This window comes from Geobacillus stearothermophilus ATCC 12980, assembly GCF_030369615.1.
GTDB lineage: Bacteria > Bacillota > Bacilli > Bacillales > Anoxybacillaceae > Geobacillus > Geobacillus stearothermophilus.
This window is the reverse complement of sequence record NZ_CP128494.1, coordinates 2,300,715-2,326,015: the sequence shown is the minus strand read 5'-3', so window position 1 is coordinate 2,326,015 and position 25,301 is coordinate 2,300,715. Positions and strand designations below refer to the sequence as shown.

28 protein-coding genes are annotated in these 25,301 nt (G+C 49.4%); all 28 read left to right on the top strand.

Annotated elements, in window-relative coordinates:
• Positions 1-730 precede the first annotated feature (730 nt).
• The 28 genes from radC (at position 731) to QSJ10_RS12395 (ending at position 25,287) form a co-directional block, all read left to right on the top strand.
• Positions 731-1,207: a RadC family protein gene (gene radC, locus QSJ10_RS12530; protein WP_053532663.1), complete on the top strand. Its 477-nt coding sequence runs from the start codon at positions 731-733 to the stop codon at positions 1,205-1,207.
• The gene (locus tag QSJ10_RS12525; RefSeq protein ID WP_053532664.1) at positions 1,207-1,704 is read left to right on the top strand and encodes a DUF488 family protein, N3 subclade; all 498 of its coding nucleotides are present in this window, start codon (positions 1,207-1,209) and stop codon (positions 1,702-1,704) included. Before radC ends, QSJ10_RS12525 begins: the two co-directional genes overlap by 1 nt.
• Complete coding sequence (locus QSJ10_RS12520) at positions 1,701-1,961, top strand: hypothetical protein (RefSeq protein WP_053532665.1); 261 nt, start codon at positions 1,701-1,703, stop codon at positions 1,959-1,961. Before QSJ10_RS12525 ends, QSJ10_RS12520 begins: the two co-directional genes overlap by 4 nt.
• Positions 1,962-2,249: 288 nt before the next feature.
• Complete coding sequence (locus QSJ10_RS12515) at positions 2,250-3,557, top strand: putative antirestriction adenine methyltransferase (RefSeq protein WP_053532667.1); 1,308 nt, start codon at positions 2,250-2,252, stop codon at positions 3,555-3,557.
• On the top strand, positions 3,521-4,453 hold the full coding sequence (locus QSJ10_RS12510; RefSeq protein ID WP_053532668.1) for a ParB/RepB/Spo0J family partition protein: 933 nt from the start codon (positions 3,521-3,523) through the stop codon (positions 4,451-4,453). The genes QSJ10_RS12515 and QSJ10_RS12510 overlap by 37 nt, the downstream gene beginning before the upstream one ends.
• A gap of 1 nt (position 4,454) precedes the next feature.
• Complete coding sequence (locus tag QSJ10_RS12505) at positions 4,455-5,000, top strand: hypothetical protein (protein WP_053532669.1); 546 nt, start codon at positions 4,455-4,457, stop codon at positions 4,998-5,000.
• Positions 4,969-6,360 (top strand): phage terminase large subunit, encoded by a 1,392-nt coding sequence (gene terL / locus QSJ10_RS12500; RefSeq protein WP_080997646.1) that lies wholly within the window; start codon positions 4,969-4,971, stop codon positions 6,358-6,360. The genes QSJ10_RS12505 and terL overlap by 32 nt, the downstream gene beginning before the upstream one ends.
• Positions 6,361-6,378: 18 nt before the next feature.
• The gene (locus tag QSJ10_RS12495) at positions 6,379-7,821 is read left to right on the top strand and encodes a phage portal protein (protein ID WP_053532671.1); all 1,443 of its coding nucleotides are present in this window, start codon (positions 6,379-6,381) and stop codon (positions 7,819-7,821) included.
• A gap of 19 nt (positions 7,822-7,840) precedes the next feature.
• On the top strand, positions 7,841-8,680 hold the full coding sequence (locus tag QSJ10_RS12490; protein WP_287136189.1) for a phage head morphogenesis protein: 840 nt from the start codon (positions 7,841-7,843) through the stop codon (positions 8,678-8,680).
• Positions 8,681-8,747: 67 nt separating this feature from the next.
• On the top strand, positions 8,748-10,151 hold the full coding sequence (locus QSJ10_RS12485) for an XkdF-like putative serine protease domain-containing protein (protein ID WP_053532673.1): 1,404 nt from the start codon (positions 8,748-8,750) through the stop codon (positions 10,149-10,151).
• A 36-nt stretch (positions 10,152-10,187) separates the two neighbouring features.
• Positions 10,188-11,105, top strand: coding sequence for a phage major capsid protein (locus tag QSJ10_RS12480; RefSeq protein WP_053532674.1), 918 nt, complete (start codon positions 10,188-10,190; stop codon positions 11,103-11,105).
• A 14-nt stretch (positions 11,106-11,119) separates the two neighbouring features.
• Positions 11,120-11,479, top strand: coding sequence for a hypothetical protein (locus QSJ10_RS12475; RefSeq protein WP_053532675.1), 360 nt, complete (start codon positions 11,120-11,122; stop codon positions 11,477-11,479).
• 6 nt (positions 11,480-11,485) lie between these two features.
• Positions 11,486-11,908 (top strand): hypothetical protein, encoded by a 423-nt coding sequence (locus tag QSJ10_RS12470; RefSeq protein ID WP_053532676.1) that lies wholly within the window; start codon positions 11,486-11,488, stop codon positions 11,906-11,908.
• A 5-nt stretch (positions 11,909-11,913) separates the two neighbouring features.
• A complete protein-coding gene (locus QSJ10_RS12465) occupies positions 11,914-12,339 on the top strand; it encodes an HK97 gp10 family phage protein (protein WP_053532677.1) in 426 nt (141 codons plus the stop codon).
• Complete coding sequence (locus tag QSJ10_RS12460) at positions 12,336-12,779, top strand: hypothetical protein (protein WP_053532678.1); 444 nt, start codon at positions 12,336-12,338, stop codon at positions 12,777-12,779. The genes QSJ10_RS12465 and QSJ10_RS12460 overlap by 4 nt, the downstream gene beginning before the upstream one ends.
• A 1-nt stretch (position 12,780) precedes the next feature.
• Complete coding sequence (locus QSJ10_RS12455; protein ID WP_008880455.1) at positions 12,781-12,993, top strand: hypothetical protein; 213 nt, start codon at positions 12,781-12,783, stop codon at positions 12,991-12,993.
• Between the two features lie 11 nt (positions 12,994-13,004).
• A complete protein-coding gene (locus tag QSJ10_RS12450; RefSeq protein ID WP_053532679.1) occupies positions 13,005-13,955 on the top strand; it encodes a phage tail tube protein in 951 nt (316 codons plus the stop codon).
• 306 nt (positions 13,956-14,261) lie between these two features.
• The gene (locus tag QSJ10_RS12445) at positions 14,262-14,690 is read left to right on the top strand and encodes a hypothetical protein (RefSeq protein WP_053532680.1); all 429 of its coding nucleotides are present in this window, start codon (positions 14,262-14,264) and stop codon (positions 14,688-14,690) included.
• Positions 14,662-14,880, top strand: coding sequence for a hypothetical protein (locus QSJ10_RS12440; RefSeq protein WP_287136187.1), 219 nt, complete (start codon positions 14,662-14,664; stop codon positions 14,878-14,880). The genes QSJ10_RS12445 and QSJ10_RS12440 overlap by 29 nt, the downstream gene beginning before the upstream one ends.
• Before the next feature lie 3 nt (positions 14,881-14,883).
• Complete coding sequence (locus QSJ10_RS12435) at positions 14,884-17,520, top strand: phage tail protein (RefSeq protein ID WP_230847139.1); 2,637 nt, start codon at positions 14,884-14,886, stop codon at positions 17,518-17,520.
• A complete protein-coding gene (locus tag QSJ10_RS12430) occupies positions 17,517-18,266 on the top strand; it encodes a distal tail protein Dit (RefSeq protein ID WP_053532682.1) in 750 nt (249 codons plus the stop codon). The genes QSJ10_RS12435 and QSJ10_RS12430 overlap by 4 nt, the downstream gene beginning before the upstream one ends.
• Positions 18,267-18,281: 15 nt before the next feature.
• Positions 18,282-19,346 carry a hypothetical protein gene (locus tag QSJ10_RS12425; protein ID WP_053532683.1) on the top strand — a complete coding sequence of 355 codons (1,065 nt, stop codon included), beginning with the start codon at positions 18,282-18,284 and terminating at the stop codon, positions 19,344-19,346.
• A 10-nt stretch (positions 19,347-19,356) separates the two neighbouring features.
• Positions 19,357-20,850, top strand: a complete 1,494-nt coding sequence (locus tag QSJ10_RS12420; protein ID WP_053532684.1) for a phage tail spike protein — start codon at positions 19,357-19,359, stop codon at positions 20,848-20,850.
• A complete protein-coding gene (locus tag QSJ10_RS12415) occupies positions 20,847-21,044 on the top strand; it encodes a hypothetical protein (protein ID WP_053532685.1) in 198 nt (65 codons plus the stop codon). Before QSJ10_RS12420 ends, QSJ10_RS12415 begins: the two co-directional genes overlap by 4 nt.
• Before the next feature lie 451 nt (positions 21,045-21,495).
• The gene (locus tag QSJ10_RS12410; protein ID WP_287136186.1) at positions 21,496-21,840 is read left to right on the top strand and encodes a hypothetical protein; all 345 of its coding nucleotides are present in this window, start codon (positions 21,496-21,498) and stop codon (positions 21,838-21,840) included.
• The gene (locus QSJ10_RS12405) at positions 21,837-24,728 is read left to right on the top strand and encodes a glycosyl hydrolase family 18 protein (RefSeq protein ID WP_053532686.1); all 2,892 of its coding nucleotides are present in this window, start codon (positions 21,837-21,839) and stop codon (positions 24,726-24,728) included. Before QSJ10_RS12410 ends, QSJ10_RS12405 begins: the two co-directional genes overlap by 4 nt.
• Positions 24,680-25,093, top strand: a complete 414-nt coding sequence (locus QSJ10_RS12400) for a hypothetical protein (RefSeq protein WP_230847141.1) — start codon at positions 24,680-24,682, stop codon at positions 25,091-25,093. Before QSJ10_RS12405 ends, QSJ10_RS12400 begins: the two co-directional genes overlap by 49 nt.
• Complete coding sequence (locus tag QSJ10_RS12395) at positions 25,093-25,287, top strand: hypothetical protein (protein ID WP_053532688.1); 195 nt, start codon at positions 25,093-25,095, stop codon at positions 25,285-25,287. The genes QSJ10_RS12400 and QSJ10_RS12395 overlap by 1 nt, the downstream gene beginning before the upstream one ends.
• Positions 25,288-25,301: the final 14 nt, after the last annotated feature.

The following is a 25,301-nucleotide window of genomic DNA, read 5'->3' as shown; positions in this document are numbered from 1 at the left end:
AGGCGGCTTTTATTTTGAGAAGGAGGAAAAGCATGAAGACGGAAGATACAAAAGGACGCGGAAAAGGGCGAGGATCATGGCGCCGACACAGAAAATGTTTACACCTATACAAGCATTTAGAAACGAAAAAGTTGGTTTTCGACGATAGAGAAAGCGGCGCGAGATCATGGAAACGAATTGACCTGTTCTATTGTCAGCGCTGTTTGTGGATCAAAGAAAGGGTGCTCAAAACGACCTCGACGGATGAGCCGGAGTGGTATTAAAAGAAAGATGGCGGAGAAAAAAATAAAAAACGGAGCCAGTCCGATCAGGAGGAATCGGACATGTAACCGGGTGACGAATCCGGCTAGGCTCCAATTATATTATAGCAGAAAATGAGAGAAAAAAAGAGTGCGGAAGCGATTTTTCTAGAGAAATGGTGTGCAGTATGAAGCTGTACGAGCAAATGAAAAACGATTTTTAATACTACTATACATCCCAATGCAAGTACGAAGCGGTTCGGACAGAACGAGTGAAAGCGAGAAAAAGAATTGAAAAAACCGAAAAAATACGAGAGAAAAAGTGAAAATACAGAAATCACCCGAAAAGGTAGCGTATCAACGGTAATAACTGTGTATCAAAATTAACGTGGTAGGTGGTCAAGTTATAATAATAATTGAACAAACCAAAAAATTAAGAATGTTCGTGAGGTGACGGCTCACGGACAAACACGCAGGAGGGTGTTTAAAAAATGAATTATGCGCAAAAGTATCCTACCAAACGCTACCTAAAGTTCGAGCGTATCGTGAAAGAAAAAGTCAATGCGGGGTATTATCATATCCCTGAAGCGATCACAAGCCCAGAGGCCGCGGTTGACACTGTTTGTTCAGTCCTTGGGATTCACAAAGAAACTCAAGAAGCGTTCGTTGTAGCGTTTCTGAATACGAAAAACAAAGTCATCGGACTTGAAGAAATACACAGGGGGTCGGCGAACGCATCAATCGTATCCCCGAGAGATGTCTTCAAGATGGCGTTAATGAAAAACGCAGTAGGAATCATTTGTTTCCATAATCATCCAAGCGGAGATCCGACGCCAAGCAAAGAGGACGTGGAGATGACCAAACGGTTGAGAGATGCTGGGGAAATCATAGGGATTCAGTTATTAGACCACATTATCATCGGGGATGAGGAAACGTACGTGAGCTTGAGAGAGAGGGGCGTTATCTGATGTATACGTCGAATTTTGCGACGGTGAGAAAGCTGCCGGCTCATTTGAAGCCGGTGGCTATCTCCATCGGAGTTCCAAAATGGTGGAACGGACCAGTAGAAAAACGGCTCGCTCCCACATGGCAAATGCTCAAGATGGACAGAAAGAATTATGATCGGCTGTTTAAAGAAAAACTGGCTCGACTGGACGCTGAAGAACTATATGAAAGCCTTGGGGACAACGCGGTGTTGCTTTGTTACGAGGCGCACAACGATTGGTGTCATAGACGACTTGTAGCAGAATGGTTCGAGCAAGAATTAGGAATCGTCGTTCCAGAGTGGGGATTCGACAGAGAGGACACGTTCCCATACGATGAATGTTGCAAAGAGAGAAAAGGAACGTTACGGAGGGAATTTATTGCCAATGAAAATACCAAAGCGGAAAAAGTGGAAGAAGAAAAGGTAAAGCAACTGTCGCTATTCGAGATTTTTGATAGCAACGGGGTGTTTAAGATATGAAAACAAAGGTGAAACAAGCCATCGAACTTTACCGAAACGGAGACATCAAAAAAGCACTAGGGTTGGCGAAGACGTTTAGAATCGGGCTGACAAAAGAAGAACGCGGCCAATTGGCGAGAGGATATGAATGTATCGTTCACAAAGCATTTTATGAGTCCATCGGAAGAAATCCGAAAGAAGAAATCGAGAAAGCCAAAGCGATATTCGAGAAGCGCATTTACCAGCCGTACGTAACAGCGAAAGGAGCTGTTTCATGATGAGAGGGAAGACGCTGTTCGTAGGATATGACGTTCCATTGGCGTTAGACATCAAACACGACGTACTTTTTCCGATTTTGGACACGATGTTCAAGAGAATCGAAATCGACGGGGATACATTCCATTTGATAGACGATGAAAATAAATTGGAAAGCGTAAAAAGATTAGTGGAGCATTTGAATTGGGTTCACGAAATCAATATCACACTGGAATATTGAAAGACGGCACATTGCCGTCTTTTTTGTGTGTACGGAGAATGAAAAGAAATTTGAAAAGAGAGGGATTTTCGTGTTTGTGGGAAGCATCAATCAGGACTTGAGGGCGCTTGTAAGTGAGGTGACGCGGTCATGGGACGTAGAGGATATTTATATAGGCTGTTCAGGCAACTTCACGATAGAAAGGATTTTGAAAAACAGGGGATTTAACCTGTATGGGAATGACGTAAGTTTGTACAGTTGCACCATCGGCAGTTATCTGGCCGGCGAGGACATAAGAGTCGAAATCAAGCATAAAGACTGGAAGTGGTTAGAGCCGTACATGAAGGCAGGGATACCAAGAATCGCGACATTGCTGCTATGCACAACGATGTTAGACGGGTTGCATCGCGACGAACCGTTTTTCGTACGAAGGAGAAAGGCATATAGGGATCAATGGGAGAGACTGCACAACGAAACCTGCTCTAAAGTGGCCAAGGCTTTAGACGGGCTGAAATTGAAAAGGTTCTTTTCAGGCGACGTTGTGGAATGGGCAGAACAGGCTCCTAATGATGCCGGATTTATTTCATTCCCGCCAACCTACAAGGGTGGATACGAGCGGCTGTATCGAGCGTTTGAAATGGTATTCGACTGGGATGAACCGAAATACGAGATATTCGACCGAGATCGTCTTGCATACATGGTCGAGAGGGTGAAGGAGAAAAAACATTGGATGATGGCGAGGGACGAGCCAATTCCGGGGCTAGAAGGATACGAAGTGGGGAGAGTTCAAACATCACTGCGGAGCAAACCGGTCATTGTGTATGCGTCAAAGGCGAAACCGAAAATTACGATGCCTCATCAACGGACGGAAATCGTAAAACTGCCGAGAATGGGGGAACACGATGAGATTACGGAGAATTCAACAATCGGTGTTAAGAAAATCAGCCAAAGGCAGATGAACACGCTTCGGAGCCTATACCTCAACCCCGGAATTGCACCGGCGAGCGCATCTATTAATTTAGCCGTGTTGGTAGACGGTAAATTGATAGGTGCTATTGGCCTGTCAAAGTCGAGCCACAACATGGGAGACGCCTATATTATGAGCGATTTCGTGATACGCCCACTGCAATATAAAAGGGCATCGAAGCTGGTGTTGGCAGCGGCTGTGAGCACGGAGATCAAAAGGATAATAGAGCAAACTTTCAATGTGAAAGTCGATGAGATAGCGACAACGGCATTTACAGACAAACCGGCGAGCATGAAATACAGGGGATTGTTTGAGGTTCACAGCCGAAAAGAAAACCCGCCGAGAGTCAACTATATCGGAAAAGCGGGGCGTTGGAGCATGAGGGAGGGATTGATATGGTGGGTAAGGAATCACAGCAAGTACAAAAAATAAACGCCAAACTGGCCGGAGGATTTAAGTTGGCCATTGTGCCAATCGATCAACTGGAATTTTTAGAAAAGAACGCACGTTTCATGAGAAACGAGATGTTTCAAAATCTAGTGAACAACATCAAGCGTGACGGTGGACTGTCCCAACTCCCGTTTTGTTGGCTGACGCCGGAAGGGAAATACAGAATTTTGAGCGGCAACCATCGTTGTAAGGCTGCCATTGAAGCAGGACTTACAGAAGTGCCAGTCATCTATACAGACAGGGACTTGACGAAAGATGAACAAATCGCCATACAGTTGAGTCATAACTCCATTACTGGAGAGGACGACCCTGTCATTTTGCAAGAGCTGTATGCGGAGATCGAAGACTTGGACATGAAGTATTACAGCGGGTTGGACGACAAGGTTTTGGGTCAGCTCGAAAAAGTGCAAATTGACGGAATCACAGAAGCACACCTTGATTATTTGACGGTATCGTTTTTGTTCCTGCCGGAAGAACGGGAGGAACTTTTTAACGCCTTTGAAAAAGCTAAGGACGAGATCAACAGTGAAACTGTACTTGCGAGGTTGGCTGATTTTGATAGATTACTCGAAGCGCAAAAAAAGGTGAAACAATCGTATAACATTTTCAACGGTGCGACGAGTCTGATGATTATACTCGATATTTTCGAACGGCATTTAGAGGATTTGAAAGAAGGATATTTGGATGAGAATGGAGAGCCTGAACATAAAAATCGTGTGCCAATTTCGACTGTTTTTGGTTCTGATGAAATCCCTACGGAAGCGGCAGCTACGCTCAATAAGGCTATTGAAAAGGCTTTGTCGAGTGGAGAGATCGACAAAAAAGAGAAGTGGAAATTCATCGAGAATTTAGCGATGAAATATTTGAGTGGTGAGTGATATGGCAGAAGTATGGGAAAGACAGAAGGGAGAATCGAGGAAGGCATACGAAGCGTTTAGGATATATAGAGACATGGGGGCGGAGAGGAGTTTGTCGAAGGTCTCCAAGAAGTTGGGCAAATCGACCACCCTGCTTTCCCGTTGGAGCGCAAGGCACAATTGGGTGGAGAGATGCCGACAATATGACGAGTATATGGAAAGGGAATACCTCCTCCAACAAGCCGAGGAACGAAAGAAAATGGCAGAGCGGCACGCGAAACAGGCGATGATGTTCCAAAACAAAATTTTGGAGCGGATGAGATCACTCGATCCAAGAGAATTGTCGCCAAATGATTTAATAAGGTGGTTTGATATAGCAGTAAAAGTGGAGCGACTGTCGAGAGGGGAGTCTACAGAGATCCAAAAGGTGGAGCACGACGGAGAGGTGAAACAGTCGCATGAAATCGGCATCACCAACAAACTCCTTGCAGACGAAGAAGCCAGAGACCTTGTCAAGCGGCTCATCAGGAAGCGAAATGCTGTTAAGCGAGATTCTGACCAGTCTTAATTCATTGGAAAGAGAACTGGCCAAGGAAGATTACTCCGTTTATCTCGAATATGTGCATTTTGGGCGATATATCCCGTCCCGACATTCTGATTTGATTTGCGACTATCTTATGAAGGTGGAGAAGGGCGAAATCGATCGTCTTATGATATTTATGCCTCCGCGGCATTCCAAGTCCATGACGGTTACCGAGACGTTCCCTTCGTGGTTCATCGGAAGAAATCCGGACAGGAGAGTCATCGAAGTCTCATACGGGGATTCGCTTGCGAGACGGTTTGGGAGGGCGAATCGACAGAAGATCGAGATGTTTGGTGAGGAATTGTTCGGAATCAAAATCTCAAATGATATGGGATCGGTGACCAGTTGGGACGTCGAAGGGCGCCGCGGCGGGATGATTTCCGTAGGGATCGGCGGCGGGATCACCGGGCAAGGTGCGGACTTGCTCATCATCGACGACCCGATCAAAAACCGCAAAGAGGCGGATTCGCTCACGTATCGAAACATGCTTTGGAATGAGTGGCAAAACACGCTATCCACCCGTTTGCAACCCGGCGGACGGGTTATTTTAATTCTCACAAGATGGCATGAGGATGACCTTGCCGGACGGCTTTTAGAACACGAGCCAGAGCGGTGGACAGTGGTTTCCTTGCCTGCGATTTGCGATTCCGAAAACGACTTGCTAGGTCGAAAAATCGGCGAGCCGTTATGGCCGGAGTACGGATTTGACGAGAAGTGGGCGGAGGAAACGAAGAAATCAGTCGGATCGCGAACATGGAATGCGCTATACCAACAGCGTCCAACGCCGCCGAGCGGTGCGATCATCCATCGCTCGTGGTTCAAATATTACAAGCAAGCTCCCCAAATGGACGAATATATCCAATCATGGGATTTTGCATTCAAGGATACCAATGACGGCTCGTTTGTCGTCGGTCAAGTATGGGGCAGAAAGGGAGCGGACAAATACCTGCTTGACCAAGTCCGCGCGAAGTTGTCCTTCACCGAGTCCATCCGTGCCATTGTTTCGTTGACGTCCAAGTGGCCGCAGGCGCAGGCGAAACTCATTGAGGACCGCGCGAACGGGACAGCGATCATTAATGCGTTGCGGCATCAAATCAGCGGCATGTTGCCGGTTGTGCCGAATGGAACGAAAGTCGAGCGGCTGAATGCCGTATCGCCGCAATTTGAAGCAGGGAACGTCTACATTCCGCATCCGAGCATCGCGCCATGGGTGCATGATTACGTCGAGGAATTGGTGGCGTTCCCAAATGCACCGAGCGACGACCAAGTGGACGCCACGTCGCAAGCGTTGCGATACCTTGACCGAGCCGGAACGAAAGGAACAATTAAGGTTGACATCTTCTAACAGAAGGGAGGGAGCGGCATGGAAAAACAAGCAGTGGCCAAGGCGTATGTGTTAAGCGATGGGGAAATCATCGAAGAAAGCGCACTCGAACGCTACGCGATTAAACAAGGAGAGTCAAGAGCCCTTCCAAGCGACCGTTTTGGCAGCGCGTATGGGGAATTGGGGCTTGTCGAACCGTTATACAATCTCGAAGCACTGGCGCAACTGCTTGAACTCAACCCGTATCATTATCGGGCGGTCAAAACGAAAGCAAGAGATACTGCGGGGCTAGGGTGGTATCTTGAGGCAAAAACAAACAATCCGAGCGAACAACAGCGCGAGATTGCGATGCAGTTTTTAGAGAATCCAAACCCATACAAGACGCTGACCGACATCAATAACAACGTGATGGTGGACTATGATTCCATCGGAAACGGCTATTACGAGGTTATTCGTGACGAAGACGGCACGTTGATCGGTCTTGAGCATATTCCGGCGCATACCGTTCGTGTCCATCAGGATATGAACCGATATTGCCAAATTCGCGGGGCAAAGAAGGTGTGGTTCAAACGATTTGGCTTTGAAAATGATGTGGACTACATGACAGGCGAAATTGCCCCTGCCGGTTCCATTCCGGCCGAGCGGCGAGCCACCGAGATCATCCACATTCACAATTACACGAGCCGGAGCGACTACTATGGCTTGCCGGACATTTTGCCTGCGTTAAGCGCGATTATTTCCGACCGAGAACGGGCGGAGTACAACATCAGTTTCTTTGAAAATCACGCCGTCCCTGCCTACGTCGTGACGGTGACAGGAGCGGAACTTGACGAGCAAACGAAGCAGTTGATCCGCCGTTACTTCCAGCAGGACATCAAGAAAAACCGGCATTCAACGCTCGTCGTGACGGCACAAAAACCGCAGGGGGATTTCTCGGACACGCCGATTGAAATTAAGTTCCAAGCGCTTTCTGTGGAGACGAAGGAAGCGAGTTTCCGCATGTTGCGGGCGGACAATCGCGATGAAATTTTGTCCGCTCATGGTGTTCCGCCTTATCGCGCCGGCATCGTCGTCGAAGGTTCGCTTGGCGGTTCGACAGCGAGGGAGTCGACGGAAATTTACAAGCAATCGGTCATCGAGCCGCGGCAGGATATGCTTGAGAATGTGATGAATCGCCTGTTATTTGTCGGATTGGGAATTACAGATTGGCGTTTCCGTTTCAAGGACATTGACACGAAGGATACACAGGCGAAGATTGAGGAATTGCGCTTCCTGTTTGAAGTGGGAGCGTACAGTCCGAACATGATTTTGCGCGAATTAGGCAGAGACCCGATTGACGATCCGAACCTAGACAGGCATTTCATTTTCGGACAACCGCTCGACGCTTCACAAGAAGAAACGAACGCGATATTGAATTCGCTGAAGCAATTGCACGCCAAACTCATTGACATCGCCACGAAAGAAGGCGGCAGGCATGTGTGAGGTGTGCAAGCTGTTGGACATGGATCGCGAGCTTGTCGCGTTCCTCGTCGAACACGGAGCGCTTCCTGCTTTCAAAGAGCAAGACGAGCGGATCGCCGAAATCGAAGAAAAGCTGGCGAGACGATTGGTCAGTTTGCAGGTTGGGCTGGAAAGTATGTTCATCCAGCGGTTGCGCGAGCTTGGCTATATCCCGCTGTCGATTCTCGAACAGGAAACGTTTATAGCAGACATTCTTGATCCGATTTTTGCGGACATGGAAGAGGAGATTGCCGAAGCCGCTGTCGAAAGTGCAGTCGTGGCACGGCAGTTGACGTTTGAAGAAATTCTTGAACAAGGGCTGGAATTGGTGTTTACGGAATTCAGTGAACGCGTTCTCGAAGAATTGCGAGAGCGCGTTTATGTATTTTCAAACGATACGTTCAGGCGCATTAAGGGCGATTTCCGTGCCACGTTGGTTCGAGGATATGAAGAAGGAAAAGGGATTGACGACATTGCTGTCGATTTGCGCGCCGATTTCAAAGACCTGCGCGATCATCGGCTGCAAACGATCGCGAGAACCGAAGTGCAGGGAGCGCAAAACATTGGCATTTTCCAAACCATGCAAGATTACAACGTCCGCTACAAACAGTGGCTGACGGTCAGAGACAGCCGCGTGAGGGGCAGAAACCCGAAAGACCGTGCCGATCATTATTCGCTTCACGGGCAAGTGGTGCGGATGGATGAACGTTTCTCCAATGGGCTGATGCATCCGCTAGACCGATCCGGTCCCATCGAGGAATGGATCAACTGCCGATGCCGATGCCGTCCATATATCCCGAAAAAGGGCGAGCAAATCGTCCGCACTCCTTACTATCCGTAAAGGGGGTGATTTCATTCTAGGCGTGGCTCGTTTCATGAAGCGATTCCGAACAGAAAGGAGTGAGAGAATGAAGCACGAACTCACTGCGCCGGTCACACACAAGAACGAGGAGAAGCGGATCGTGTTCGGACCTGTTCTTGTGCCGAACGAGCCGGACAGCGACGGCGATGTCGTATCCGCTGAAAAGATTGAAGAAGTGGCGCACAAGTTTTTAGAGCAATACGGCAACATCGATTTGCAACACACGTTAAACAATGTCGGCAAGGTGGTGGAGTCGTACATCTTGCCGTTTGATTGGGAGATTGACGACGAATTGACTGTTCCGAAAGGAAGTTGGATGATGGGCGTTCGCGTTCAAGACGAGGACGTTTGGCAAGCGGTCAAAGAAGGAAAATTGACCGGATTTTCGATTATGGGTGTTCCAAAAGCGGCGTTGAAATCGAAAGAGGCACTGAAACGAACGACACTGGCCGATTTGGAACGTTCCGCAGGTGATTGGGTAGTCAATGCCGTTTCCCTTGTCGATGAGCCTGCCGTGCCGAAAGCCAAATTCATCGCGATCAAAAGCAAGGACAATCGAGAAGAAGCGGTGAAAAAGGCGATTCAAGGTTCGTTTGAATATATCAGCGAGCTGTTGCGTGAAAAAGTCTATCAGACATTCGATAACGGCGCGTTTGATTCGTATGTCTATTCCATTTTCGAAGATTCCATTGTGATTCGCGTTGATGACTTGGCGAGCGGCAAAAAACGATTCTTCCAAATCGGCTACACGATCAACGAACAAGGGGATGTCGAGTTTGTCGGCGATCTGCAAGAGGTTCGCATCGTGGAGAACATCGTCCCTGTTGAATCCCCTTCGCCGCAAAGTGTCGCTGTGGCCGCGCAGGCGGCTCTAGGAGACGAGCAAAGTGGCGGGCAAGGGGTAACCCTTTCGAACGAAGAAACAAGCCCACAGCGGACGAATAAGAGCCTTTTCGATAGATTCAAAGAAAAGCTGGGACTGAAACCATCGGGAAAGGCGGGGCGAAAAATTTCTGATGCGAACTACGAAAAGCTGAAAGCCGCGAAGGAAGTCATTGACGAACTGTTGCGGATTGCCGAAGAAGAACGAGCAAACAAATCGAAAGAAGGTGATGACGAAGTGAAAGTCGAGGACGTTCAAAAAATGATCGATGATTCGTTGAAACCCGTAAATGACAAGCTATCGGAAATCATGAGCACGCTGAAAGGAGCGGCGACGGATCACGAGCCACAAGAACCGCAAAATGAAGAGGAAGGCCTCCGAGACGAATCCGCTGCCAAAAGCGAAGACGACAGCTACAAAGAGAAATACGAACAAGTCGTCAAACAGCTTGACGAGCTCAAGCGAAAAATCCCGTTCTCGAAACGTCTGACGGGACAAGACGGAGTGGAAAAATCGAAGCCGCAAGACGAATACGACCGCGATCCGTTTGGGTTTAAACGCAAATAAATGTCAGACAAAAAATAGAAAGGGAGTGTTGAGTGTATGATGACGAACGACATGCTTCTTGGAAAATTGGAAAACGTCTTAAAAGCCATTACGACGACCGACCTTGGCGCGTCTCGTTTAGCGCCTGCGAAACAACAGCTTTTCGTGCGGACGGTCTCCCAAGCGACGCGCATTTTGGACGAAGCGCGCCGAATTGATATGACGAGCCATACGCACGATATTGACCGCATCGCATTCGGTTCGCGCATCTTGCAGGCGGCAACGGAAGGAGAAGCACCGACTGGAGAAGCGAAGCCGGAATTCAGCACGAATAAATTGGAGTCGGTCGAAGTGATCGGCGTTTCGGGGATCACGGATTCGACCCTTGAGGATAACATCGAACGCGAAGGATTCGAGGATACGCTGATTCAATTGATCGCTGAACGTGTTGGCGTTGACCTCGAAGAATTGTTCCTTAACGGCGACAAAGCGAGCAGCGATCCGTTCTTGGCGAAAACAGACGGGTGGCTCAAGAAGGCGGCCAACCTTGTTCAAGGCACGACTGACTTTGACCCGACGAACGTCGAAGCGATGTTTGACGCCATGATCCATGCGGTACCGAAGAAATACCTGCGCGACCGCTCGCAATGGCGTTTCTATGTGCACTGGGACATTGAAGACGCCTACCGCGATGTTCTCCGCGCGCGTGGTACGGGTCTTGGCGATACGGCGCAAACGACTGCTACGCAATTGGCCTATAAGGGCATTCCGGTGGTCGATTCGGCGAACATGCCTGCCGGAACGGCACTCCTTGTCAATCCGGCGAACCTTGTTTACGGCATTTACCGCGACATCCGCATTGAACCGGATCGCCAACCGAAGGCACGGCGTACGGACTTTGTCACGACGTTGCGCGTCGATTGCCATTTTGAAGACGAAAACGCTGCTGTCGTTGGGCAAGGCTATACGGGCTGATGAGGTGAGGATGGATGAAAACCTTGCGAGTCGTGAATAAAGGGCGGAAAACTCGATACCGTCTTGGTGTCGAGTTCCCGCCTAACCAACCGGTCGAAATCACAGTCGGAAATCGCGAATATCTAACCGTGAAGGCGGTTCGGGACTTTGAAGTGGAGATTGTGAATGAAGGCGACAAAAGCGAAACAGAACATCGTCATGAAAGTGCCAAGACCGACGCACCTTCATTGGACGTGCAAAGCATGACCATTGACGAGGTGCTCGAAGCGGTCAAGGAGGGCAAGATTTCTGTTGACGAAGCGTTGTCCCAAGAGAAAACAGGCAAAAAACGTTCGACATTGATCGACAAGCTCGAATCATTGAAAGAAGCGTGATGACACATGCCATTATTCGAAAGGCCGGTGACGGAAGTCGTGACTCCGCAGGACGTTCGGGATTTGACGGGCGTTTCTGCGGAGTATTTCCGTTTCCCGAATGCGACTGATCCCGAAGCGGCACTGGATGGTTTGTTGTCGACATGGATTGAGCGGATCGCGTCACATATCCATGCTAGGCTCAAACGAACCGTTCTTGAAACGGATGACGACTACTTGGCGATTCAAGACGTTTTAGTACGGACGGTCGCCAAAGTGGTAGCGGTCGCCCAACAGCAACGATCCAGCCCGATCATTCAAATTGACGATTTCGCTGTTTCTATTCTCAATACGTCGGAAGTAACTAAAGATTTAGGAACAGAATTACGACCGTTCATGAGGCGAAGCGTTGACGTCTTCCTTTCATCAGATGACTTTGTAGAGGCGTGATGAAGATGTTTGATGCTGAAATCAATATGGACGATTTACGGCGCTTGATTCCACGCATGAGAGCGGCGCTAAACCGTGCGACAGAGTTGACCGCATTAGAGGTATGGGGCAACCTAATGGAGTTTTCGCCGCAAGACCATGGACGTTTGGCCGGATCATGGAAATTGCAAAAACGGAGCGCGCGGTTCTATACAGTCGGCACGAACGTGGAATATGCGCTCGTGCAAAACTATGGTTCTGGACCATACGAAATCTATCCGCGTAGGGCGAAAGCGTTGCGGTTTGAAGTGAACGGGGAAGTGGTCTTTGCCAAAAAGGTCAATCACCCGGGAATCAAGCCGAAACGTTTCATCGAGAGATCAATTTCCGCAGCCGAGCGGCGGATTGACGATTTCATTGAACAGGCGTTGAGGGAAGTGAAATTGATATGATTCAAAGAAAGCCTCTTAAAGACATTCACAAGGCGATTCGGGCGAAGATTCGGGAAGTATTGGAGCAAGCGCCGGAGCTAGAAGAAATCAAACGGATTGTGTATGGGGAAAAGGTAAGAGTCGGGACGTTGCAAACGCCTGCTATTTGGATTGTACCGGAGCCGTATGCCCCGAACTTGCTTGGTGGCCACACAGCCGATCATGACATACGGTTCAATTTTGTGGTGCTTGTCAAAGACAGCGACCCTGAACAAGGGCTGGAGAAAGCGCATGATTTGGCGTTGACGGTCTATGACGTGCTGATGCAAGACCGAACGCTAGGCGGCACTGTATCGGATGTTCGCCCAACGCAAATCGACCCTGCCTACGAAATGGGCAATAACACGCAGGTGTGTTGGTCTGCGGTTCAATTTGACTTTCGAGTGAAACGGAGGGAATAGCATGGCGAAAGTGCCAAAACACATCGGAAAAGGCGAAGGCGGCGCTGGCATTGCTCAATTGCCGGCGATTTTTTATGATTTGATTGACGACTTGAATGAACTGCGGAACAAGCAAATCGCCTTGTTGCAAAAACTTGACGCGGATGCCGGAACGGCGGATACGGACTATGCCGCCACCCTAACGCCTGCTCCGCTCAAGACCGTCAAAGAGTGAGGTGATGACACATGGCGATTACGCGCTACTTGATGATCGGCGAGGAAACGGAATTCGGTGTGGAAGCGGCGCAATATGCGGAAACGCTCGACCCCGAAAGTGTTTCCATCGAACCGGCCGAAGATGACAAGCTGATTTACGAGGGCATTTCCGGCTTGGATCGTGTGGCGCAATTTGGTGTGTACTCGACAGGCGGCGCGATTACGTTGCCACTTGACGACAAGGCAACCGGCTGGTTTTGGAAGTGGGCGTTAGGAGGTTATGAAGTGACAGGGGACGCCACGACCGGCTATACGCACACATTCTATCCTGCCCGCAGTGCGCTGATGCCTTCGTTTTCAGCGAAAGTCGGCAAAGACATCATGGAGCATGTGTTCCTTGGTAACGTGATTGAGTCGCTAGAATTGGAGATTGAAAACGAATGGGCGTTGCTAACGGTCAACACATTAGGCGCGTCGGACAAACGTGCGCCGTTGGCCACCAACATTCAATTCACGGAAGGAAATGTCTTCACTGCGCCAATGGCGGCGCTTGAAAAGAACGGTACGGATATGAGCGCATCGGTCAACAGTCTAACGCTAACTGTAGAAACCGGCGCGGATATTGAGAGCGCCCAAGGATTCGGGTCGCGTTTCCCGAAGAAAGCGTTCATGGGTTCGATGGTCGTCACGTTAGAGGTTGCACTTGGGTTCGACAGTGATCAAGAGCTGATTGCCTTTTGGGGCGGCGCGGACGGCCCAAGCACTGAAACGTTGCAAGAATTCAGCTACACGTTGCATCTAGGAAGCAATTTGGACATCATTTTTCCGCGGCTGATTTATACGGCATCGAGCCAACCTGTTGAGGGACGGGAAGGCATTGTGCAGACGGTGACGGCACGGGCGTTGTTTGATCCGGCAACGTCGGCGGGGCCGATCCAAGTCTCGCTGACGAATGACAAAGCGTCGTATACAGTCGCGTAGGGATAGGCAAAACGCTTATCCCTCTTTTCGTTTTTTTGAAATCAAAATTGTGAATTCGCAAAATCAAAATCGCGAAAACGAAAGAACATTAACAGAGATTACTACAAAGACTACTACAAATATAGATGATGATATGCGTGTCGATAAGCGAAGTAGAATTCGCTTTCGAACAAACCGAAACGCGAGAGAATTCCTCTAACAGCCTAGTACAGAAGCGATAAACGAGTGGGAATGAAACTATTAGGCTTGCAAAAAACGTCTGTATGAAGCCGTTAGGCGGAAAATCGAAAACATGGAGGGATAACGATGGCGAAAAAATTGACTGCCGGCGTTTTGAACGGGACAGCCTACCAAGAAACATTAACTGTGACGTGGAACGGAGAAGAATTTGAGGTGGATATTCGGCCGCTCAACAATAAAGAAGCGCTGGAAATCGAGGAACTCATGCAGGAGGGCGTGTCAGTGAAAGGAACGCCAACACTGAAGGGCAAGGTAGCACAGACGCTCCAGTTCGATACTAAGGCCAACCTGCGTGGCCGGAAACGGGCGGCAATCAAAGCCGTTGCATACGGGACGGTTGATCCGATGATTACAGAGCAGGTCGTGGAAAACGAATTTCCACCGAAATTGGTGGAGGAGATCGCCGCTAGGATTTACGAATTGACAGGCATCGGAAACAAACAACAAATCCAAGAAGCAGTAGAGAATGATGAAGATTCCTTTCCTCAATCTTGAGGGGAGGAATTTTTATTTTCTTGTGAAAGAGTGCGGCATTTCGCCGCTTGACATCCCTTATATGACGCCCTTGCAAATGGAGTTGTTGATTGCGCACCATAACAAAATTCAAAAAGAGCGCCAAAAAGAAGCGGAGAAACTGCGAAGAAAACTCCCTTCACGAGCGCGTTTGGTACGAAAGGGGAGATGATGCATGGCGGAACAAGTTGTTCAAATTGCCATTTCCGGCGTGGATGAAGTGTCCGGCATTTTGAATCGTGTCACACGCAACGCGGAAAAAGCATTCCAATCGGTCGAAAGTGCCATCGAGTCGATGCCGGACTTGGACATTCAAGCCGACATGTCTTCGATTGTCCGGCTTGAAGGGGCGATCCGTGAACTGACGCAAACCATCCGTTCCATGCCCTCCCCGAAAGTGGATACATCTCAAGCAAGGGGCGAACTCAAGAAACTACAAGACGAAGCGGAGAATACTCAAAAATCGCTGAAAGACATTGATTTTGAGCCTGTTCTGTCCGGCTTGGCGACAGGCGCAGGCATTTCAGCGGTTGTCGGGAAAGCGTTAGAGAGCGTAAACACGGAAACGAAAATTCGCGTATCCTTCGATGTTCCTCCAGAGTCCATTCAAACGGTTAAAGAAGCGACAAATACGGTCAAAGCATATGGCATTGACGCGGAAAGTGCCCTAGAAGGCGTGCGCCGTCAATTCGCACTGAACGCCGATGCGAGTGATGCGGTAAACCGGAAAATCGTCGAAGGAGCTGGAGCGATCGCGGCCGCCTATTCGGGAATCGACTTTACAGAGTTGATTCAAGAGGTAAACGAAATTGGCAGCGAGCTTGAAATGTCGGATCAGCAAGCGCTTGGGCTTGTCAATTCGCTGTTGCGCATTGGATTTCCGCCTGAACAGCTCGACATCATTTCGGAGTACGGCCAACAATTGAACCGCGCCGGATTTGAGGCGAATGAGATTCAAGCAATTTTCGCCGCAGGGGTCGAGACGGGAACATGGAACATCGACAACCTGCTTGACGGACTGAAAGAAGGCCGCATCCGTCTTGCAGAATTCGGACAAGGCGTGAATGAAACGACGGTCGAACTCTTGAAAGGAACAGGCATCTCCGCAAAGCAGTTGCAGGCATGGGGGCAGGCCGTCGCCGCGGGCGGTGAGCGAGGGCGGACGGCTATGCAACAGGTTGCCAAAGCTCTAATGAATGTAGATGACGAAACGAAGCGAAACGCACTAGGGGTTGCTATTTTCGGGACAATGTGGGAAGACCAAGGGGATAACATCGCGGAAACACTCCTGAACATGAACAAGCACTTGGGTGATGCGAGCAAGAATCAAGACTTGTTCAATCAAACAGTGCAACAAATGAATGCCGACCCGATGGTGCAAATGCAAAATGCGTTCAACGATTTAAACACGGCTCTAGCTCCGGCGTATCGAGGGATTGCAGATGTGGTAAGCAAAGTAGCGGAGTGGATTTCTGAAAACCCGAAATTGGCGGCAACCATCGCGGCGATTGTCACCGTGATTGGCATTATCACCGGATTGTTTTTGACGCTCGCCCCGATTGTGTCTACCATCGCTACGGCGATGGGCGTGCTTGGCGTCAGTTTTGGGGCGATTGCCACGCCGGTGTTGATTGTAATAGGCGTGATAGGAGCACTCATCGCGATCATCATTTTGCTATGGAAGAACTGGGATTCTGTCAGCAAGTTTCTGTCGAATTCATGGAACGCGATCAAAAGCGTGGCGCAAACCGTGTTCAGCGCGCTTGGAGCGTTCTTTGTGAGTGTATGGGAAGGCATCAAGAGCGTGTCCATCACGGTTTGGAACGCCATCAAATCAGCCTTGTCAACGGCGTGGAACACCATCAAAACGACCGCTTCTACCGTTTTTGACGCAATTAAAACAGCGATCTCGAACATTTGGAACACGATCAAAAACGTGACCTCGACCGTATGGAACGCGATCAAGTCGGCGTTGACGGCAACGTGGAACGGCATTAAAAGCGCCGTATCGATAGTGTTCAGCGCGATTCAGACGGTGATTTCGACCGTGTGGAACGTCATTCGCACCGTGACGACAACGGTCTGGAATGCCATTCGTTCGGCTTTGACTACTGCATGGAACGCGATTAAGTCTGCGGTTTCTTCTGTTTTCAACGCGATTCGGAACGTGATTTCAACCGTATGGAATGCTATCCGTTCTGTCACATCGAGTGTATGGAATGGCATCAAAAGCGCAATCAGTTCTGTTATTAACGGCATTCGTTCGGGAATTTCGAGCGCATTCAATAGCATCCGCAACATCATTTCGAGCGTATGGAACGGAGTGAAAAGCGCGACATCGAGAGCATGGGACAGCGTGGTTAGCTCAGTACGTGGCGCAGTAAACAAAGTCATTGACTTTATTAACCGCATGATTAACTCAATCAACAGCGTCCGTATTCCGATTCCGAAGATTCCCGACTGGGTTCCGGTGATTGGCGGACGCGGCGGCGGTTCGATTGGGTTTAACATTCCGAACATTCCACGTCTGGCAACAGGCGGTGTAGTTGACGAGCCGACGCTAGCCATTGTCGGTGACGCGGGAGCAGGAAACCCCGAGATCGTGGCGCCGCAACGAATGTTGCGAAGCATCATCCGTGAAGAACTGCAAAACAGCGGAAAACAAAGCACAGAGAGAATAGAAATTGTCGTCCCTGTCATCATGGACGGCAGGGAAATCATGCGAGTGGTCACGCCTTATATCGACCGTGAACTCGGTCAGCGGCGCATCGGGAAAATGAGGGCAAATGGCGTAGGGGGTGGCATCTTATGATTACGTATGACGGGTTTGACCTTTCGCCGTATCTACTCGTTCGAGACATTGGTCGCCCCTTAATGCCGCCGCAAGAAATCGCATCCATGTCTATCGCCGGAAGGCATGGCGCGTATTTCTTGGAGAAGCGGCATCAGTCGATTGTCGTTCCTGTCGAGGTGGTCATCTTTGAACACCTCGACATGTCATATTTTGAATTGAAACGTTTCTTGGCCGGAAAGCTGAACAAGAGCGAGCCAAAGCCGCTCATCTTTGAAGACGAGCCGGACAAGTACATTAACGCCATCATTCAGGATCAAACAGAAATTGACGATTTGATCCGCGCCGGACAAGGAACGTTGAACTTCTTTTGTCCCGATCCGTTCTACTACGCGATTGAGGACGAAGTGTTCGAGTTCAGCGGAACGGGCGTGTACGTCGTGAATCGCCAAAAAGGAAACGAGTATTCAGAACCGCTGATTGAAATACAAGGAACAAACAGCGGCGGCTCAATTGGCGTGCGAACGCCGTTCACGTCCGTACGTTTTTCGGGAACGTTGCAACAAGGGGAGACTCTTGTCTTGGATAGCCAGCTTGTCACGTCCTACATTGTCGATGGATACGGGAACAAGCGATCAGCGAATCAGCATTTAGACTCGATGGATTTTCCGTTTTTAGACATAGAGGAAAACGAGGTTGAGTTTTTCACAGAAGGAAACGCGACCATTCAGAAAGCGACCGTCTATGCTCGAAGCCGATGGATTTAGAAAAGAGGTGAAACCATGGCGCAAACCCCATATCGTGATTTGACGAGCCAAGATATTCTATCCGCGCACATTTCGGGCTTGCAACACGACATCAACAAAATGCAGGCGGTTTTGGAAATGCAGACGGCGCAAGAGACGGGGCATGTATTGACGCCGGTGGCGGATCAAGATGATCCGACTATCCGTTATCGCATTTATGAGGGAACGATTCGCAATTGGCTGGACAATCCGGCGCCTGTTATTTATCGAAACGGCGTCCAAGTTGACCCAAGTGAATACGAGATTAGTCCGGCGCACGGCGTTGTCGTTTTTCATGAGCAACAGAACCTAAACGATACGATTGCGGCTGATTTTACGTACATCACGAACGTTTCAGCGTGGAGACAAAGCATCGAGGAAAGCGTTTTGGGCATTCCTTCGTTGCAACAGGCTGTGGATCAACATTCGCTGCTACTAGCCAACAATCCAGCGGGAGTAGAACCGTTTTATCCTTTGTCGGGCACGTATGTCAGCCATTTTCGGCGTGACTACAATCCAATTAATGCTGATGGAACGGCTAACACGAACAGCCACGTGCCCGCGTTTCGGATACTAGTCTACGGCAACACGATTGACGCTTTCCCGTTTCCGTTGCCAACCAAAACCCGATTCAATAAGGCGGCGATGAAACTGAATTCAGCCAGTACGAACGTATCGTTGCGGATTGGTATTTATCGCGACAACGGCTTGCGACCGAGCGAATTGCTGTTCCAAAGCCCTGTCATTACCATTCCGGCGGCTGGGGGCTGGGGGATGGTCGACATTGATTTGGAATTAGAAGCAGGCTTTTATTGGATTGCAAGACATGATGGGGCGACAGCGTATTACGATGGACTGAACCAAGTCAGCGCCATTCCGATCGTGAAATTCGATGCCCAAACATTCTTGCAAGATTTATCGCCACGCCCCAATCCTCATACGTTCTATGGAGGCTATCGGGCGACGAACATTCCTTTTGGCGATATGCCAGCGACGTTTCCGGCAAGTGGAGCGTTGTTTCAACGAAGTTCCTATTGCTCGCCTTGGCTAGTCGTGGCGTGAGGTGACGGCTATGCTGAAATACAATCAGTTGAGAGTCGGACGGTATAACATACTCGGGAAAATTCGATACAACAGCCAACCGCCGCAACGACAGCAACCCTTGTACAATCGACTGTCCAACGCCTTATTGGTCGTGTATGACCAAGACGGGAATCGGCTTGGCGTATTGGAAAACGCGGATGACCCGATTTTGGAACAAGAGATTGGCAGTGTGGATACGCTGACGTTTTCCCTTCCATACAACGATCCAAAACGAGAATACATTCAAAATGAAAACATCGTTGAAGTCGTTAATCAGCGTTATTTCATTCGCGATGTCTCGAAAGTGAGAGCGGGAGGGCGACTTGAACTTGTTGTGTATTGCGAAGCGACATGGTACGACCTGCAATATACCGAGCCGATGAAAGTGTGGAGTTGGCAAGACGCCACACCGGAACAAATCATGGCGGATATTTTGGATGGAACGGGATGGTCAGTCGGGCGTGTGGAAGTGACAGAACGCCGAAACCTTCAGTTGGAAGAAGGATTGACGAATCGCCTGAAAGCCTTGAGAGAGCTTCCCAACGTCTTTACGGGCGAGTTGTGGTTCAATACAAGCAATAACACGGTCGACTTCTTGCGGCCGGAAGGAAGGGATTCGGGGGCGTCTATCGTCTATCGCAAAAACATGAAAGAAATCGAAGTGAATTACAGCACGAAAGACCTCGTAACGAAGCTGTACTTGTACGGAAAAAACAACATGACGATTGAAGACGCCCATCCAGAAAGATTGCCCTATATTGAAAACTATCAATATACGACCAAAAAGAAAGTGCTGATCGTGAAAGACGAGCGTTTCACCAACCCGTTTCATCTTTACGAGCGCGGCGTATATGCTTTGAGCATCCTCTCGCGCCCGACCGCTTCATACGTGATGAAAGTCGCTGACCTTTCGAGAATGTCGGGCTTGAGCCATGAACAGTTCGCCCTTGGCGACAACGTATTTGTGTACGACAAAGAATTGGGCATCAACGAGAAGAAGCGCATTGTTCGTTGGAAGTACAACATCAAAAAGCCGTGGGAATCGGAAGTGGAGCTTGAACGTCCACAACCGACGCTGTCTGACTTGCTGACGGGCGTTCAAGAGTCGGCGCCTGCTCTTGAATCCGAGGACACGGTAGACCGACAAGATTTGCTGAACTTGAGCGTCTTTAACTACCTCATGAATTCCCGTGCTGATGACGGATTCAACTATTGGACGAACAATGGATGGGAAATCGATCCGGTCAACGGGTACAGCGGCAACGCTTCGTTCAAGGCGACAGCCGAAGAGGGAAAAACCAAGACGCTCAAGCAAATCGTCTACCCTTCCCATCGCGATTCGTATTCCATCAGCATGCGAGTGGCGGCGGAAAACTTGCAAGTCGGGAGGGGGCGCGTCGGTGTTTACATTCGCATCAAGTACGCGGACGGAACAGAAGACGAGCCAATTTGGCTGTCACTGGCCGGAGGTGAGGAGACATGATGTTTCAGCTTGTCAATCAAGTTATCGAAGTGAAAAACCCCGATAGAGGCGTCTCTGCGATTGAAATTGGGTTTGTTATGGAGAATTGCCAATCGGGGCAAATCAACGTCACCGACATCATGCTACAAAGCGGTTCGATTGCGACTTTGTGGAAAGGGCATCCGTCAGAAACACGTTGGTCGCTAGACGGGTGATGGTATGAATAAAGGGGATTGGACACGATTCCTTGCCACGCTGACAAAGTTTCAGCGCAAAAAAGTGGACTATATCGAGTTCGAGCTAGTCGCCGAAAACCTGCGGCGTGGGGTGGGGCAATTCGCATCACTGACTTGCAATTGCAAGAAGGCGAGCAGGTGACTGCTGCCATCCCGAACACGGCCGAATGGTTTCAACCGGCATACGGAACATTGGACGAAACATCGACAGCCGTTGGCAGAGACGTCTATTTAGGAGATCAGCCAAGAGTGTTTGAAAATGTGAAAAACCGGTTCTATAACATCGTCGGGCGAGGACATGAAGCGATTATCGTGCCAAACGTGTACGAAACAGACTTCTCACGTCAACTGACGACTACTGTCGTGGACATCACGCTATACGCGAAAAACGACTTCGATTTGTTGCGGATTTCCACCAACTATGGAGACTATGTGGACGATATATCCCGACGAGCCGGAACATCCCTTAAACAAGAGATACAGCCGCGAGTTTTTCTTTGAAGGCGGTGCGGCTGGAAGCGAGATTCGGCTGTGGGGATCAAAGAACGAGGCGTCCATCAACGGCGTTCCGGCCAATCGGGCGAGCCGTACGCTGAATGTCGGCGGGGGAACGCTGAAGATTAAACGGCAACTATTCATGGGCTTGCCCTATGGCTCGAACCGCATTCGCATTGAATTTTACAAACTTGTCAACGGAAAAATGCGAGATACAGGCATTGGCTTTTGGGGAATTGTTGAGCTCATTCAATGGCAGGAAGGGAAGTCCAAGCCATGATAAAGCTGTTATCTTGGTCGCTAAATGAGCCGTCAAACGCTGAATTTGAGCAATATGCGCGAGAAGTCTCGACAGGCGTATGGGAGATTATTGATCCCAAAGCATGGAAACGATGGGGCGGCGATCAAAGGAACTTTTGGTATGCGTTTTTAGAGCATCACGACAAAATCTACGCTTTTGGACTTCACGATTTCGGCGTGTTGGCCGACGGCTCCATTTATCATTACAAGGCCGGAGAGTCATATCCGGTGCTTACATCGGACGAGTCGGCTATCCGATATTGGATGAGGGACTCGTTACGTTTTTTGGTAGACAATTACCCGAACATCAAATGGTCGCTCCAAATGGTTTGTTTCGGCGAGAGCCGTGTCGAACCTGTGTTGGATAATGTGAACAATGCACAAGACACGTTCATCCGACAATTGCGGAAAATTGCCGAACTGTATATGGGGCGTTTTCCAAACCGGATCAAAGGAATTGAAATGGACTTTGAGAAAAGTTCGTCTCGAAGTCGCTCATATCAAGAAGCGGAAAAGTATCGCGATTTGCTTGTAAGGGTGAAAAACGAGGTTTGTATTCCGTTAGGGCTGGAATTGCGCGTGAACCTTCATGCGATGACGGGCGATTTTGAGCCGTATTGGTATCAATGGACAGACTATCGAACCGTTGCTAGCGGAAGGGATTTGAACGGAAATCAGGCTATCGACGAGTTTCAAATCATGTCCTATGATTTCTCGTCGGGCAATACTGCGCCTGGAGCATCTACCCCATTATGGTGGCTCGAACAGGTGTTAGATCATGTCCAAAATGTACTGCAACCAGAGAAGGTGTATGTCGGAACAGCCGCATATGGACGCCGTTGGCAGTTGAATGAGAAGCGGACAGGGACAATCGTCAGATATTGGCAAATTATACAATGGCAAAACGGATTGTTCAAGCATAACGCTGGCAGTAGAAACGAGAATGACGAATTTGTTTGGTATAATCAATCGTTCATTCCATATGCCGGATTCCATGATGAAGAATCATCCTACGAAAAGACGTATTTGCATGTGTATGACCGATTTGCGGTGCAGTTCGCAACGTTAAAGACGTTTAACGATCAAACCGTGATTTTCCGTGATACGTACAACGGACAGGACTACATCACAAGCTATTCGAAGCACCAAAGAGCGAAGTTCACGGGCATCAAGAAAATATTGAACGATGTGACGAGCCGGATGGGGAACACGCGAACAGGCACGACTTGGATGCCGCGTGATACACTGTCCGGCTACACATTTTACGGCTATTCGGCGCATTCAGCAGTGTACAACTACAACAAAGACCTGAACACATGCGAACCGGCAGAAGGCAACGAAGGGAAGGACGGGCGCTTGTACTACTCATTCACCCTGCCAGAAGCGGGAAGCTATCGGCTGATCGCCGCTGTCTATTTCCCGTATCTAAACCCGCGAATTCCCATCAGCGTGAACGGACAGGGCTTTGTCATCGGAGAAAAAGGAAATCAGCCCGAATGGTATCCGTTCTACGTCAATCCCGACAGGCATTTCTACGACTGCGGTGTTTTTTCGTTTGGCACTTCAAACACGATTGAGGTTGGCATATGCGAAGACGATGCGCAAATTCTAGGGTTTATCGTTTGCGAGGCGTTTGAGCATGGCATGTCGGGCGGGGAAGTCGAGTATCGCGTCAATTTGCAGCCGACGTGGAAACGGGGAGAAGTGACAAACGGGATCGTTTCAAAAGTGCAGGCCTCCTTTCCGGCGAACATGACGATCACAGGCGAACTATTGCGCCGCCCTCCACGTCCGGCAATCATTTGGGAAGACCTGTTCGGGCCACATGTCCGAAGCGGCATTGCGGACTTGGCACAGACGAGATACTACCTGCACGTTGATTCAAATTACATTCCGCCGGGTTCTAACCCCGATCCGAACTTGCAACGATGCGTCGGCGCTCCAGTGAGCAGGGGATACTCATTTGGATCATGGCGCCCCTATGCGGCGACAAGCACCGAGGAAGCGCACGTATTCGCCGATACAAGGACACAGTCTATGCAATTGATCGTCAACCGCCAATACGAGATGAACGCTCATATCGAAGCGGATTTGCGCGCTGACGTGAACGATAGAAACGCTGTGTACGGCATTCGCTTTTGCGCCGATCAAGCCGGACAAATCGGGCGAGGGTACGCCTTTGTTGCCGATCATCGAGCCGGACGATTTTATCTCAAATATGAAAGTGGCGGAAACAGCCAAGTGTTAGCGTCTGCTCCACTCACGTTGACGCTCGGACAACGCTACACATTCAAGGTTCGAGTGTACGGCAATCATATCAAGTGCATGGTCGGGAACACGGAAGTCATCGACTATCCGAGTACACAAACGTTTCCGGCGCCGCCAAACAAGGGAGCGCACGGTGTATATGCGAGTGGTTGTCGCGTGAAGTGCTATCGCCTGCAAATCGCCACCAACGATCGTTATGAGCCCATGGAGAAGGTAGCGGCGATCATCGACGGCGTGGAACATGTTGCACTTGAAGAAACGCGGCCGTACAGCTATGACGAGCTAGGCTATCTTGTATATTCGGGCTTTGACCCCGATGAAGGGTTAGGCATTAAGATTTCCAATGACTACGAAAATCTCCCGATTGTGACCGTGCCTTCTTGGCAAGGAGAGAAAACCATCCGTATTCGTATGGTCGATGCCGGTGTATGGCTGCGCAATTTCTATGTCGGCGATTCGGAAGGCTATTCGATTGCGTGGAACGGCGACCTTGAAAGTTTCATCAAAGCCGCCGAATACACCATGCGATACGGCTGTAAAGGTGTGGCGATGTGGACAATCGGGCAAGAAGACCCGCGGATATTCACTTATATCCCATGAAAGGGGGTGAAGCCATGGGCATTTCACATGACGGAAACGGGGTGACAATTACACTGCGAGAGATTTATGACTCGCTAAATGGAGTGTCGTCGTCATTGGACAGACTGGAACAACGAATCATTCGTTTGGAGGAAAAAACGTCCATGGCCAGTGAAGCTGATGAGAGAAGCCGGAACGCCTTGAAAAAGGCGGAAGAAGCGTTTCAAAAGGCAAGCGAAGCGCTTGTTCTGATCCAAGAAAAAGAGGCCGAGAAAAAAGAATTCAAGAAAATGTGGTTTAGCGCGATCCTAACAGCCATCACTCCTTGGCTGTTAGGTTTTTTATTCGCCCTTATTTATCTTGTCCATAAAGGAGGTGAGTTGTGATGAAGGATTGGAAAAAAATCATCGGGTATTTCATCCCGATCGCCGCCCTTGTCATTGCGAATATCGCGAAAGTCGATGACCCATCACAAATCGAGGGAGCGCTGGAGATCATCGTTTCCGGCGTTTTTGGTTTGTTAGCGGCAATTGGGGTCTACAAGAACAATAACAAAAGTGACGAAAACGACGAAAAATAATGGGAAAGGATGGT